The sequence below is a fragment of the Thiobacillus sp. genome, from assembly GCF_030696885.1.
Lineage (GTDB): Bacteria > Pseudomonadota > Gammaproteobacteria > Burkholderiales > Thiobacillaceae > Thiobacillus.
On sequence record NZ_JAUYRI010000005.1, the window covers coordinates 279,982 to 293,443 of the forward strand.

10 protein-coding genes are annotated in these 13,462 nt (G+C 65.7%); 3 read left to right on the forward strand and 7 right to left on the reverse strand.

What is annotated here, in order from left to right; genetic code table 11:
* Positions 1–41: 41 nt before the first annotated feature.
* The gene (locus Q8R61_RS02415; protein ID WP_305533831.1) at positions 42–965 is read right to left on the reverse strand and encodes a histone deacetylase family protein; all 924 of its coding nucleotides are present in this window, start codon (positions 963–965) and stop codon (positions 42–44) included.
* Between the two features lie 113 nt (positions 966–1,078).
* Here Q8R61_RS02415 and Q8R61_RS02420 point away from each other — a divergent pair, with 113 nt between their 5' ends.
* From Q8R61_RS02420 to Q8R61_RS02430, 3 genes are all read left to right on the forward strand, one after another.
* The gene (locus Q8R61_RS02420) at positions 1,079–3,757 is read left to right on the forward strand and encodes a bifunctional acetate--CoA ligase family protein/GNAT family N-acetyltransferase (RefSeq protein ID WP_305533833.1); all 2,679 of its coding nucleotides are present in this window, start codon (positions 1,079–1,081) and stop codon (positions 3,755–3,757) included.
* Between the two features lie 102 nt (positions 3,758–3,859).
* Positions 3,860–5,977: a GGDEF domain-containing protein gene (locus Q8R61_RS02425; RefSeq protein ID WP_305533835.1), complete on the forward strand. Its 2,118-nt coding sequence runs from the start codon at positions 3,860–3,862 to the stop codon at positions 5,975–5,977.
* A 155-nt stretch (positions 5,978–6,132) separates the two neighbouring features.
* The gene (locus Q8R61_RS02430) at positions 6,133–7,449 is read left to right on the forward strand and encodes an MFS transporter (protein ID WP_305533837.1); all 1,317 of its coding nucleotides are present in this window, start codon (positions 6,133–6,135) and stop codon (positions 7,447–7,449) included.
* 12 nt (positions 7,450–7,461) lie between these two features.
* Here Q8R61_RS02430 and Q8R61_RS02435 read toward each other — a convergent pair whose 3' ends face one another.
* The 6 genes from Q8R61_RS02435 to Q8R61_RS02460 all read right to left on the reverse strand — a co-directional run bounded on the left by Q8R61_RS02435 (position 7,462) and on the right by Q8R61_RS02460 (position 13,277).
* On the reverse strand, positions 7,462–8,256 hold the full coding sequence (locus Q8R61_RS02435; protein WP_305533839.1) for an undecaprenyl-diphosphate phosphatase: 795 nt from the start codon (positions 8,254–8,256) through the stop codon (positions 7,462–7,464).
* Between the two features lie 62 nt (positions 8,257–8,318).
* Positions 8,319–8,669 carry a hypothetical protein gene (locus Q8R61_RS02440; RefSeq protein WP_305533840.1) on the reverse strand — a complete coding sequence of 117 codons (351 nt, stop codon included), beginning with the start codon at positions 8,667–8,669 and terminating at the stop codon, positions 8,319–8,321.
* Between the two features lie 86 nt (positions 8,670–8,755).
* On the reverse strand, positions 8,756–10,546 hold the full coding sequence (ggt, locus tag Q8R61_RS02445) for a gamma-glutamyltransferase (protein WP_305533841.1): 1,791 nt from the start codon (positions 10,544–10,546) through the stop codon (positions 8,756–8,758).
* 183 nt (positions 10,547–10,729) lie between these two features.
* Complete coding sequence (locus Q8R61_RS02450) at positions 10,730–11,365, reverse strand: YeeE/YedE thiosulfate transporter family protein (RefSeq protein WP_305533843.1); 636 nt, start codon at positions 11,363–11,365, stop codon at positions 10,730–10,732.
* 8 nt (positions 11,366–11,373) lie between these two features.
* Complete coding sequence (locus Q8R61_RS02455; protein ID WP_305533845.1) at positions 11,374–11,883, reverse strand: YeeE/YedE thiosulfate transporter family protein; 510 nt, start codon at positions 11,881–11,883, stop codon at positions 11,374–11,376.
* 2 nt (positions 11,884–11,885) lie between these two features.
* Positions 11,886–13,277 carry an MBL fold metallo-hydrolase gene (locus Q8R61_RS02460; RefSeq protein WP_305533847.1) on the reverse strand — a complete coding sequence of 464 codons (1,392 nt, stop codon included), beginning with the start codon at positions 13,275–13,277 and terminating at the stop codon, positions 11,886–11,888.
* Positions 13,278–13,462: the final 185 nt, after the last annotated feature.

A 13,462-nucleotide genomic window follows, 5' to 3' on the forward strand; every position in this document is an offset into this window, starting at 1 on the left:
GCCAGGCTTGTTTTTTACGCCTTGTGTTTTACGCTTTTTTTTTACAAACCGGCCAGCGTCTTGATGTGCGCAGCGACGCTGCGCCCCAGCGCGCTGAGGTCGTAGCCGCCTTCCAGCATCGAGACGATGCGGCCCTCGGCGTGGCGCGCCGCAACCTCCATGACGCGTTCGGTAATCCAGACATAGTCCGCCTCCACCAGGCCGAACTGCGCCATGTCGTCTTCGCGGTGGCCGTCGAAACCGGCGGAGCACAGCACAAACTGCGGGCGAAAAGCCTCCAGGCGCGGCAGGATCTGCGCACTGAACGCCGCGCGGTAGGCACTGCCGACGGTTCCTGCCGGCAGCGGCACGTTGACGATATGCGCGTTCACGGTGTCGGCGCCGCTGTGCGGGTAGTAGGGGTGCTGGAAGGTCGAGCACAGCATCACGCGCGGATCGTCGCGGAAGATGTCCTCGGTGCCGTTGCCGTGGTGCACGTCGAAGTCGACGATGGCGACGCGCTCGAGCCCGTGCACTGCCAGTGCATGTGCCGCCGCTACCGCAACGTTGTTGAAGAAGCAGAAGCCCATCGCCTGATTGCGGGTGGCGTGATGGCCGGGCGGGCGGCAGGCGACGAAGGCATTCGCCACCTCGCCGCGCATCACCCGGTCGACCGCGTCCGCCGCGCCGCCGGCCGCGTGACGGGCCGCGGTCAGGGTGTGCGGATTCATGCTGGCGTCGACGTCGATCACGCGCACCCCCACCGACGGAGACGCCGCCTCGAGGGCGTCGACATAAGCCGCGTCGTGCACCCGTAGCAACTGCGCGCGGGTGACTTCGGGGGCGTCGTGATGCGCCAGAAAATCGAACAGGTGGGCAGCGTGCAGGCGGTCGTCGATGGCGCGCAGGCGGGCCGGACTCTCGGGATGCCAGCCGCCCATCTCATGCAGAAGAAAGCTGGAATGGGTGTAGTAGGCGGTTTGCATGGCGGGAGCAACAGATATTTTTCGCTCACTATACGCCCGCGCGCTTGGCGCGGTAACCCGAGTGCGCCTACGATAGGACTCCACTCCGTTTGCCGCAGGTCCGACGACATCCCATGCCCCAACATTATCTGCATCCCCTGTTCAATGCCCGATCAGTGGCCGTCTTCGGCGCCAGCGAGCGCGAGGATTCGGTCGCCGGCACGCTGTTCCGTAATCTGCACCACGCGGGTTACGCGGGCGAGGTCTACCCGGTCAACCCCAAGCATGACGAGGTATTCGGCGTGCGCTGCTATGCGCACGCCAGCGACCTGCCGACGGTGCCGGATCTCGCGCTGATCGCCACACCCGCGCCGACCGTGGCGCAGATCATGGAACAGTGCGGCGAACGCGGCATCCGCCACGCCGTCGTGCTGTCGGCCGGTTTCAGCGAGGCCGGCGAGCCGGGCAGGGCGCTGGAAACGGCCGTCAAGCGCGCAGCAGCACGCTACGGCATCCGCTTCATCGGCCCCAACTGCCTCGGCATCCAGCGGCCGTCGATCGGGCTCAACGCCACCTTCAGCCAGGGCGCCACGCTGGTCGGCGAGCTGGCGCTGGTATCGCAATCCGGCGCGCTGTGTACCGCCATGCTGGACTGGGCGGAATCCAACGGCATCGGTTTTTCCAGCGTGATCTCCACCGGTGCATCGGCTGATCTCGATTTCGGCGAAATCCTCGACTACCTCGCCTACGACACGCAGACCCGCGGCATCCTGCTCTACATTGAAGGCATCCGCGACGCGCGACGCTTCATGAGCGCGCTGCGTGCCACCACCCGCTTCAAGCCCGTGATCATGGTGAAAGTGGGGCGCCACGAAGCGGGATCGAAAGCCGCGCAGTCGCACACCGGTGCGCTGGTCGGATCGGATGCCGTGTTCGATGCGCTGGTACGGCGCGCCGGCGTGGTGCGGGTCAACACCATCCTGCAGCTGTTCGCTTCGGCGCGGGCGCTGTCCAGCCACATCCGGCCCAGCGGCAACCGCCTGGCCATCGTCACCAACGGCGGCGGCCCCGGCGTGATGGCGACCGACCTCGCGGTTGACCTCGGCGTGCGCATGGCCGAACTGTCGCCGGCGACGCTCGCCGCGCTCGACACCCAGCTGCCGGCCACCTGGTCGCACGGCAATCCGCTCGACATCATTGGTGACGCCAACGCCGAGCGCTACCGCATCGCGGTGGATGCCTGCCTGGCCGACGATCACGTCGACGGTGTGCTGGTGATGCTGACCCCGCAGGCGATGACGCAGCCCACCGCGGTCGCGCAGGCAGTGGTGGAATCGGCCAAGGTCTCGAGCAAGCCGGTATTGACCTGCTGGATGGGCGAAGCGCAGGTGCACGAGGGCCGGCGCCTGTTCAAGCAGGCCGGGATTCCCTACTTCACCACGCCGGAGCCGGCGGTCGAGGTGTTCTCCTTTCTGTCCGCCTTTTACGAAAACCAGCGCCTGCTGATGCAAACGCCGGGGCCGCTGTCGCAGCAGGCCGAGCCCGATGTGGAGGGCGCGCGCCTGATCATCGAGAGCGCGCTGGCGCACGGCCGTCACCTGCTGAACGAGGTCGAGTCGAAAGCGCTGCTGGCCGCATTCCACATCCCGATCGCGCAGACCCTGATCGCCCGCGATCCGATGGAAGCGATGTTGATGGCGCAGCAGCTGGGCTTTCCGGTCGCGATGAAAATCAACTCGCCTGACATCACCCACAAGTCCGACGTCAACGGCGTGCGCCTGGGCGTATCGAGCGGCCAGGCGGTGCGTTCCACCTTCGGCGAGATGCTGGCCGACATCAAGCGCCTGCGCCCCGACGCCACCCTCGACGGCATCGTGGTCGAGCCCATGGCGGCGCGGCCGCATGCACGCGAAGTGCTGCTCGGCATGACCTCGGATCCGGTGCTGGGTCCGGTGATCGTGTTCGGCGCCGGCGGCGTCGACGTCGAGGCCTACCAGGACCGGGCCGTGGCGCTGCCGCCGCTGAACCGCTATTTGGCGCGCGACCTCATCGGCCGCACCCGCACCGCCAAGCTGCTGGGCGCGTTCCGCAACCGTCCGCCGGTCGACATGGACGCGCTGGAGAACGTGCTGCTGCGGCTGTCGGAAATGGTCTGCGAACTGCCCTGGCTCGCCGAACTCGACATCAACCCGCTGCTGATCGATGAACACGGCGCGCTCGCACTCGACGCGCGCATCGTCCTCGCACCGCGGGTGCCGAGCGCCGACCGCTACGGCCACATGGCGATCCATCCCTATCCGGCGCACCTGGTGTCGCACTGGCAACTGCCGAGCGGGCACGACGTCGTCATCCGCCCGATCCGTCCGGAAGACGCCGACCTGACCCAGGGCTTCGTGCGCGGCCTGTCGGCGGAAAGCCGCTACTTCCGCTTCATGGATGCGGTGAGCGAGCTGTCGACCGTTGCGCTGGCGCGCCTGACCCAGATCGACTACACCCGCGAAATGGCGCTGCTGGCGCTGACCACGGACGAGGACCGTGAGGTCGAACTCGGTGTTGCGCGCTATGCCATCAACCCCGACGGCGACACTTGCGAGTTCGCCCTGGTGGTCAGCGACCAGTGGCAGAAGCAGGGCATCGGTCACAAGCTGATGGATGTGCTGATGGACGTGGCACGCGGCAGGGGGCTGAAGCGGATGGAGGGCGAAGTGCTGAAGACCAACCGCCCGATGCTGAAGCTGGTGGAAGCGCTGGGCTTCCGCATCGAGCCGCATCCCGAGGACGACGCAGTACGGCTGGTATCGCGCGCGCTGTAACGCGCCTGCCGGCGGCTACCCGCACACGCGCTAATCAGACTTTTCCTACATCAATCGGACGGCCCGCCTTGCATGATCGCCCGGATATAGAGCGAAATGGGTATGCCTATGAATCGAGCCGGGCCGGACAAAGCACGCCGCCAGGCGCTGGTGTCTGACGCTTCGCCCCTCGGCGGCGCATCCGCCGCAGCGACCGTCCACGTAAATGTGGAGAACAGCGGGCACGCTGCCAAGCCCAAGTCGAGCCCAACCCTGACGTCGACCGGAAAGCGGGCCAGCCAGCTTCTGGATCGCCAGGCCACCGCATGGGTCGTCCTGCTGCTGACGGTGCTGCTCACGATCGGATTGTGGCGACACGCGGAAACGCAATTCATCGAGCGCGACTGGGACAACTTCCTCCGCGTGTCAGAAAAACAGAAAAACATCCTGATCACCCGCATGGATGATTACGAGCAGGTTCTGCGCGGGGGCGCAGCACTGTTTGCGGCGACGGGCATGCCGAGCCGCGAACAATGGCGGGCGTATGTCGAGCGGCTCGAACTGGATCAGACGCTTCCCGGCATCCTCGGAACCGGCGTCGCCCTGATGGTGCCGCGCGAGAGCAGGGATGCGCATGAGCGGTCGATCCGCGCGGAAGGCTTTGCAAATTACGCCATCACGCCACCGGGCAATCGAGACATGCTCAGCAGCATTGTGTATATCGAGCCTTTCACCGGGCGCAATCTGCGCGCGTTCGGCTACGACATGTTTTCCGATCCCATCCGGCGCGAAGCGATGGAGCGTGCCCGTGATACCGGCCAGCCGGCGTTGTCCAAAAAAGTTACCCTCGTCCAGGAAACCGTCTCCGGGGTACAGCCCGGCTTTCTGGTCTATGCCCCTGTCTATAACACCGCACAACCGCCCACCTCGATCGCGGCGCGGCGCGCCGCGCTGATCGGCTTTGTCTACAGCCCGTTTCGCTCGTTCGATCTGATGGAGAGCACGTTCAACGTGCCCGGCCAGATTGTGGAAGTCGAGTTGTTCGACGGCGTCCCGGCGCCGGAGAACCTGCTGTATGCCAGCCAGGGAGCAGGTCGCACCGCCCGGCATGTGACCGACATGACGCTCGATCTCGGCGGTCACGCCTGGGTTGCCCGCTTCCGCAGCAGTGCCCGGCTGGAAGCCAGCCGCCAGGGCACCCAGCCCAAGCTGATCCTGTTTGGCGGGTTGGCGCTCGACCTGCTGCTGTTTTCCGCGCTCTACATGAATGCGCGGCACCGTCGAAAGATGCGCGAATCCACGGCGCAGCTCGAACAGATTCTCAACAGCTACAAGTCCCTGGTCGAGAACATTCCGGGCGCCGTGTTTCGTTCCCCGCCCGGGGCCGACTTGCCGGTGCTGCAGTTGAGCAACGGAATCACGCCGCTTACCGGCGAGCCGCCCGAACGTTTCCTGTCGGGAGAACGCGCCTACCGCCAGCTGATCCATCCGGATGACAAGTCCCAGGTCAGCGCGGCCATCGCCGAAGCGATCGCCAAGCAGAGTGCCTACAGCATCGAATATCGCATCCAGGCCCGTGACGGCTTCACCCGCTGGGTCAATGAACGTGGCCGCGTCACTGCGGACCCGAGCGGCCAGGCCCGGTGGCTCGATGGCCTCATTTTCGACGTCAGCGAACGCAAGGCCGCCGAAATCATGATCCGCGACCTGGCGTTCAACGACACCCTGACCGGGCTGCCCAACCGCCGCCTGTTGCTGGATCGGCTCGACCACGAGCTCGCCCTCAGCGAGCGCACCGGCCGGCATGGTGCGCTGCTGTTCATCGACCTCGACAATTTCAAGACGATCAACGATACGCTGGGCCACGCGGCAGGCGATCAGGTTCTGGTGGAAGTCTCGCGCCGTCTCGTTGCCAGCGTGCGGGAAAGCGATACCGTGGCCCGGCTGGGCGGCGACGAATTCGTGGTCATCCTGGAAAACCTCGGCAACACCGCCGACGAAGCGGCGGCCGAGGCGACGGAGCTGGGCAGCAAAATCCTGGTCGTGCTCTCCCAACCCTACCGGCTGAGCGAGGCGTTGCACAACTGCACGCCCAGCATCGGCATCACCACCTTCTGCGGCCATCAGGCCAGCGCGGGCCGGCTGCTCAGGCAGGCCGACCAGGCGATGTACCAGGCCAAGTCGGCCGGACGCCGGCAGTTGCGGTTCCATACCGGAGACCCGGCCGCGCCGGCAGGATGAGTTTTCCGGCCTGAGAGCCGGCGTCACCACACCTGGGCCTGCCTCGCCTGGCACCGCTCGGCGAAGCGTCTCCGGCTTCCATCGCTTGCATTGATCCGCCTGTATCATCTGCGTCATCCCCCGGGCGTGGCCCACTCACTCAAGCGAAACCGGAATTGGCCCACCCGTCTCCCTCACCCAGCACATCCCGCCTGCCGCCGGTCAGCCTGGCCTGGTTCACCTGGGGTCTGCTCGCCAGTCTCTATTTCGTCGGCTTTTTCCAGCGCGTCGCGCCGGCGGTGATGGTCGACGAGCTGATGCGCGACTTCAGCATTGCCGCCACCATGCTCGGCAATCTGTCCGCCATCTACTTCTATACCTACGCCGCCATGCAGATTCCCAGCGGTCTGCTCGCGGATGCGGTCGGGCCGCGCCGTGTCGCCACTGCGGCCGCCGTGGCCGCGGTGGCCGGCACCGTGCTGTTTTCCCAAGCGGATACGCTGTGGATGGCCAGCCTCGGCCGCGGCCTGATCGGCGCTTCGGTCGCCGTCGCCTTCGTCGCCTGCATGAAGCTCGCCGGCCACTGGTTTCCCGCCAACCGCTTCGCCACCGTCACTGGCGTCTCGCTGCTGATCGGCAATCTCGGCGGCGTGCTCGCCGGCGTGCCGCTGTCCGAAGCGGTCGCCAGCGTTGGCTGGCGCAGCGCCATGCTGGCCAGCGCGGGCGTCACGCTGCTGCTCGCCGTCGCCGTCTGGCTGTGGGTGCGCGACGACCCGAGCGATCGCGGCTACGCCAGCCACGCCCACCCCGAAGCACTCAACACCAGCGCCATGTCGCCGCGGCGCAGCCTGAAAATGGTGGTGTCCGAGCGTGAAACCTGGCTGCTATTTTTTGCCGGTGGGCTGATCGCCGCGCCGGTGCTCACCTTCGCCGGTCTCTGGGGGGTGCCATATCTGGTGCAGGTCCACGGCCTGGAACGCAGCCATGCCGCGGTTTTCACCACCACCATGCTGCTCGGTTTCGCCGTCGGTGGTCCGCTGCTGGGCGCGCTGTCAGACCGGATGGGCCGGCGCAAGTGGCCGTATCTGGGGGCGGCGCTCGTCCACGCCGTGTGCTGGGGGGTATTCCTGTTTGTTGATGCGCTGCCGGCCACCGCGCTCTATCTGCTGTTCGCCGGCATCGGTTTTTCGGCGGGCGGCATCATCATCGGATTTGCCTTCGCGCGCGAGGCCAACCATCCGGGCGCCGCAGGCACCGTCGGTGGCGTCGTCAACATGGCCGTGCTCGGTTTCGCCGCGATCCAGCAAAGCGCGATGGGCTGGATCCTTGACCGCAACTGGCAGGGCGCGATGCTCGATGGGGCACGCATTTACGATGCCGCCGCCTACCACGCCGCGTTTGTGTGGCTGCTGGTCAGCGCAGTCGGCGCCGTGCTGGCGCTGGCGCTGACGCGCGAAACCTATTGCAGGCTGCGCTTCGATTCAGCTGCGTAACGCAACGTCCGCTTACAGGAAAAAAATCAGCAGCACGACGCCTAGCAGCAGGCGGTAGATCACATAGGGCAGCATGCCGGTGCGTTCCAGCAGGCGGATGAAAAAGTGGATGCACAGGTAGGCGCTGACGGCGGCCAATGCGGACCCCAGCAGCAGCACATTCCAGTCGACCGGATCGGCGCTTTCCAGCAGGTCGCGCGTGACGAGCACGCCCGACGCCAGCAGCGTGGGAATCGACAGCAGGAAGGAAAATCGCGCCGCCGCTTCGCGCTTGAGCCCCAGCAGCAGCGCCGCGGTGATCGTGATGCCGGCGCGCGAGGTGCCCGGAATCAGGGCAATGGCCTGCGCCAGCCCCACCAGCACCGCATCGCGCCAGGTCACCGAATATTCGTCGCGGCTTTTGCTGCCGCGAACGTCGGCCCACCACAGCAGCAGGCCGAATGTGATCGTCGTGGTGGCGATGACCAGCGGCCCGCGCAGCGGGCCTTCGACGACATCCTTGAACATCAGGCCGGCCACCACCACCGGCAGCGTCGCCAGCACCACCGCCCAGGCCAGCTTCGCATCCGGCGTCCAGCGCCCCGCCAGCGACCCCACGCCGGCCACCGCCATGTGCGCCAGCTGCACGCGAAAATACAGGATCACGGCCAGTAGCGTGCCCGCGTGCACCGCCACGTCGAACGCCAGCCCCTGATCCTCCCAGCCGAACAGCACCGGCACCAGGATCAGGTGGGCGGAGCTGGAAATCGGCAGAAATTCGGTGATGCCCTGTACCAGGGCGAGAATCAGGGTCTGAAAAAAATCCATGGCGCGCGTCAGCTAGAGAAGTGGCCCGGATTATAAGCCGGGCCCGGCCGGGGCCGACGCGGCTAGGATTTAGTCTTGCATTCGTTTAGCTTGCCGAGGCTTTTGCACCACTCGCAGGCGTGGAAAATCGCCATCACCACCGCGGACAAGGCGAACACGGACAAGGCCGCGGCGAGCACCACATCGGCGCGATAGTTGCCCAACTGCCACATCATCACAAACAGCAGCAGCAACAATCCCGACACCACCAGCGGTACATCGATCCACATCAGCCGTGCAACGTCACGGATGTAATCGCACTTCTCAGTAGTGGATTCCTTGGCGCGATCGAGCAGGCGCGCGCGCACCGAACCGATATACGCCGACAGCGCCATGATCAGGGCCAGCAGGGTCAGACATTCGCTCAGGTTCATTGCACGCTCCTTGTGGTGGGGAATCGAACAACACCGGCTTCATCAGCGCGGCCATTTCTGTAGGCGACAGCAGACCCGGTCGGAAATCACGGCTTCACCCGGATCACCGTGCCCTCGCGACGCGGGTCGGCAGCACCGTGATGCAGGCCGGTTGCGGGATCGATGACGACCGCCTGCACCGAACCGATCGTGTCCATGCAGCCGTCCGTTCCCGCTTCGCCCAGCCCTGCATGGCCCAGGGCACGCAAGGCATCCTGCGCGGCGACGCTGATGCGCGGCCGCATGAATGCCTCACCGCCTTCGCAGCTGATCCGGCCGGCCGCGTGAGTGACCGACAGGCGCGGCGCGATGATGGCCTGCTGCATCGTCATGCCGTGGTCGATCAGGTTGAGCGTCACATTGAACACCGAGTTGATGATGGTGGCGCCGCCAGGCGACCCCCAGGCGGCAACCGGCTTGCCGTTCCTGAACAACATCGTCGGTGCCATGCTGGAACGCGGACGCTTGCCGGGCGAGACATCGTTGGCGCCGGGGTTGCCGGCGGCGGCGTCAAAGCCGGGGACGAAGTTGAAATCGGTCAGCTCGTTGTTGAGCAGAAAGCCATGGCCCGGCACGGTAATGCCCGATCCCCAGGTGAATTCAATCGTGCTGGTATAGCTCACCACATTGCCCCAGCGGTCGACGACGGCGAAGTGGGTGGTCTGCAGGCTTTCTGCCGGCGCGCGCGATGGCGCTGGCCGCACGGCCGTCGGGTCCCAGGGCTTAGGGTCGCCCGCCTGCGGCGTGTCCATCCGCCCATCCATCCGGATCAGCGCCGACCGGGTCGCCAGATAGCCGGGATGCAGCAGGCCCGCCCGCGGCACCGGCACGGCATCGTCGTCGCCGATCCACACCGCACGGTCGGCAAACGCCAGCCGCATCGCCTCGGTCATCGCGTGCAGCGTATTCGGGCTGCCGAAGCCATAGCCCTGGCTGGCGTCGCCGAGCGGCACGCGCTCCAGCAAGCCCAGCATCTGCAGCATCGTGAGGCCGCCCGAGGAGGGCGGCGGCATGGTGGCCAGCGTCCAGCCGCGGTACTGGCCGATCAGCGGTTTGCGGATCGCCACCCGGTATTGCGCCAGATCGGCCAGCCCCATGCGGCCTTGCCCGGCTGTGCCGAGTTCGTCGCGCGTGCGCTGCTGGGCCTTGATGATCGCGCGCGCGATGGCGCCGCGATAGAACGCGTCCGGTCCTTCGGCCGCAATGCGCTTCAGGGTGTTGGCAAGGTCGCGTTGCACCAGCCAGTCGCCTTCTGCGAGCGGCACACCGTTGGGGCGAAAGATCGCTGCGGTTTCGGGATAAAGCTGCGTGCGGCCGGAATCGTTGACGATGTCCTGGGCCAGAAAGCGGTTGACCCGAAAACCGCGCTCGGCCAGTTCGATCGCGGGCACCAGCGTGTCGGCCAGTTTTTTGGTGCCCCAGCGGCGCAGCGCCGTGTCGACGCCGCGCAGCGTGCCCGGCACGCCGACCGCCAGACCACTGGTCGACGCCAGCGGAAACGGCATCGCCAGCCCGTCCGGTGCAAACATGTCGGCACTGGCCTTTGCCGGCGCGCGCTCGCGCGAATCCACAACAAAGGTTTCGCCGGTCTTGGCGAGATACACCATCATGAAACCGCCGCCGCCAATGCCCGATGATTGTGGCTCGACCACGTTCAGCGCGAACTGCACCGCCGCCGCGGCATCGATCGCGTTGCCGCCCGCCGCCAGCATGCGCGCGCCGGCCGCGGCCGCGGCTGGATGCGACACCGACACCACGCCATCGGGCGAGACGGCCAGCACCGAAGAAGAGAAGAGGCAAAGCGCGAACCAGCGCAGGCAGGGCAAACGGAGCGGCATGGGCGTCATCAGAAAACAGCTGAAACCCAAGCCTGCCCCGGGTGAGCGCGGGCGTCAATGTCGGGGTGACGCTTTAACCCGGTGAGCGGCCTGACTTAATGTTTGCAGCCCATTGGAGCAGTGGGTTCTGGCTTGCGCGATCGGAGCACCCTTCGCACAGGCGCCGAACGTGTAGCGGACGCGTCAGGGCGCCAGCAGCGCCATGACGAACAGGCCCAGCACGAGCAGCGGGACGAACACCGCGAGGAAGACAGCGAGGCGCATCCCCAGCACATCCGGCAGCATGATGAGGCCGCGATTGCCGATTTTCTGGATCGTCGAACCAAGGTAGCCCGATGTTTCGGCATAGAGATAACTGCCCGCCATCAGGCCGAATATGCCGGCGATCGCGTCGTAGTTGCCCTGACCCAGCGCGGCAACGCCGGTCCCCGGGCAGTAGCCGAGCAGGCCGAGCCCGACACCGAAGAGCAGGCCGCCTGCAATGTTGGCGGCGTAGCGGGTCGGCTTCACATGCAACTCGACCAGGCCCAGCGCGCGCAGCGAAAAAATGCCGAGCATGCCGACGGTGACCGCCGTGAGCATGACTTTGATGACAGTGAAATCCGTCAGGAAGAACTGGCCCATCAGCACCTCGTAATGGGCCACACCGCCTTTCTGCAGCAGGAAGCCGAACACGACGCCGAACACAAGACCGAGCACGAGTTGGCGCGCCGAATCCGGTTTGCCGGGCTCGTACGCCCCATTGGGTTCGTCCGTCTGCGCCGGGATGACGAGCACCGGCGGGGCAGTCTCGGGCAGGGGATTCGCGGGGGTGCTCATCGCGTGGCTCACAGGCGATATAGCAGATGGGCGGTTGCGACGGCGGCGACGAAGAAGCACGCGAGCGCGATCCATGAACTCACCGACAGCTGAAGTGCGCCGCTGATGCCGTGGCCGCTGGTGCAGCCGCCCGCGAGTCGGGCACCGTAGGCCAGGATCGCACCGCCCACAAACGCCATTCCCAGGCGCAGCGCAATATCAGGACCGAAACGCTGCTCCCACAGCACGGGCACCCAGGTGGGCGTGATCTCGCCGCCGCTGACCGCGGCGATGAAGGCGCCGAGGAGCATGCCGAACACCAGCATCACCCCCCATTCGATCTTCGGCTTGGTGTCCTGGTAAAACTTCAGGTTCTCGGTATGGCCGCGTGCGAACAGGTTTCCGATCATGCCTGCGAGCCGGGCGTAGGCGGTCGACACGCTCAGCGGCTTGTTGGAAAAATAGAAGGTCGCCATCGAGAGCAGGCCGATCAGCGTGCCGACGAGGTAGGGCGACCATGCACCCGATTCGTTTTCCATGATCAGTCTGCCTTCTTGGATTCGTCGGGTTTTTCGAGCGGGAGCCCAAGCTTTTCCCACGCGGTGATCCCGCCGAGCATGTTGTGGATGCGCGTAAAGCCGTTGCGCTTGAGGATGCTCGCAGCCACGCCCGAGCGGTGCCCCACGTTGCAATGCACGACGATGTCACTGTCCTTGGGCAGCAGCGGGAGCTTGTCCTCCAGATGCCCGACATAGCGGTGCACGGCGCCCGGGATGTGTTTCTCGTCCCATTCGTATTCGTCCCGCACGTCGAGGAGGTGGACGCGACCCTGCTGCATCCAGTTTGCCGTTTCGGGGGCGGTTGTCGTCGTGATGGATTCCATCGGCAGCCCCTCGTCGCGCCAGCTTTCCATGCCGTTGGCGAGGATGCCTTCCACCGTGTCGATGCCGATGCGCGCGAGCGACATCACCGCGAGTTCCATCGCTTCGGGCCCGTCCGCGACCAGAAAGATCCGGGTGTTCTCGTTGGCGACCCAGCCGCCGAATGCCGGCACGCCACCGAGCCAGATGTTGTAGGCGCCGGGAATGTGGGCCGCGGCAAAGGCTTCCGGCGAGCGGGTGTCGATCACCAGGCCCTCTTTCATCCGATGCTGGAATTCCCTGGGCTGCAGGACCTGAACGGTGGACGGCCACTTGAGCGGTCTTCCGGGGAGCAGATTCACTTCTTCCATGTGCAGGAAATAGGGCGGCCGCGCCATTTTCACCGCCAGCTTGTGGGCCACGAAATCGCGGCGGTTTTTCTTGAAAACCGGATTCGTCCCTTTTTCGATCCCCAGCGTGGAATCGTCGCGCTCCGAGATGTTGCCGCCGCACGCAGAGCCGGCGCCGTGCGCCGGAAAGAGCAGCGTGTGGTCGCCAAGCGGCGCGATCTTGGCGTGGATGGAGTCGTACAGGATGCCGGCGTTCTCGCCAGCTTTCTCGGGATCGGACAGGTCGGTGCGCCCTGTCTCGCCGACAAACAGCGTATCGCCGGTGAACACGCCCCAGCATTTGTCACCGGCGTCCTTGACGTACACCGCGTAGGACATGCTCTCAGGCGTGTGGCCCGGCGTCTCGAGCGCGACGAACCGGGTGGTGCCCACCTTGAGTTCTTCATCGTCTTCGAGTTTCACATCCGTCTCGCCGAACTGCGCGCCGCTGCCGCTAACAATCTTGGCACCGGTCATCTGCGCCAGCGTACGCGAACCGAACTCAAAATCCTCCTGCCGATGCGTCTCCAGCACGTAGACGATGGAGAGGTCGTTTTCCCGGGCCAGACGCAGGTAGTCGTCCACATCGCGGCGCGGGTCGATCACGACGGCGAGCCCGTCTCCGCACTCGATGATGTATGAGTTCTGTCCCAAGCCGGGGGTCTTCAAACGCTGAAAAAACATGTTGCCCTCCAGAACGGTTAATTGTCGCGATCAGCGCTGCGCTGGTGGCCTGCGCACGCGTCGCCGGATTCGCCATTCGTCGCTACAGGAAGCGCGAAAGGGCAGACCGCATATTTCGAATGCTAAAAATCTGGGCGTGGCACGTCTGTACGTCGCCGTACATTGCTACGACTTTTTGCACGGCG

Excerpts from the sequence above, each read along its gene's own strand:
- Q8R61_RS02435 (WP_305533839.1), bottom strand. The coding sequence starts at position 8,256 with ATGGATTTTTTTCAGACCCTGATTCTCGCCCTGGTACAGGGCATCACC.
- Q8R61_RS02460 (WP_305533847.1), bottom strand. The coding sequence starts at position 13,277 with ATGTTTTTTCAGCGTTTGAAGACCCCCGGCTTGGGACAGAACTCATAC.
- Q8R61_RS02450 (WP_305533843.1), bottom strand. The coding sequence starts at position 11,365 with ATGAGCACCCCCGCGAATCCCCTGCCCGAGACTGCCCCGCCGGTGCTC.
- Q8R61_RS02455 (WP_305533845.1), bottom strand. The coding sequence starts at position 11,883 with ATGGAAAACGAATCGGGTGCATGGTCGCCCTACCTCGTCGGCACGCTG.
- Q8R61_RS02415 (WP_305533831.1), bottom strand. The coding sequence starts at position 965 with ATGCAAACCGCCTACTACACCCATTCCAGCTTTCTTCTGCATGAGATG.
- Q8R61_RS02420 (WP_305533833.1), top strand. The coding sequence starts at position 1,079 with ATGCCCCAACATTATCTGCATCCCCTGTTCAATGCCCGATCAGTGGCC.
- Q8R61_RS02425 (WP_305533835.1), top strand. The coding sequence starts at position 3,860 with ATGCCTATGAATCGAGCCGGGCCGGACAAAGCACGCCGCCAGGCGCTG.
- Q8R61_RS02440 (WP_305533840.1), bottom strand. The coding sequence starts at position 8,669 with ATGAACCTGAGCGAATGTCTGACCCTGCTGGCCCTGATCATGGCGCTG.
- ggt (WP_305533841.1), bottom strand. The coding sequence starts at position 10,546 with ATGCCGCTCCGTTTGCCCTGCCTGCGCTGGTTCGCGCTTTGCCTCTTC.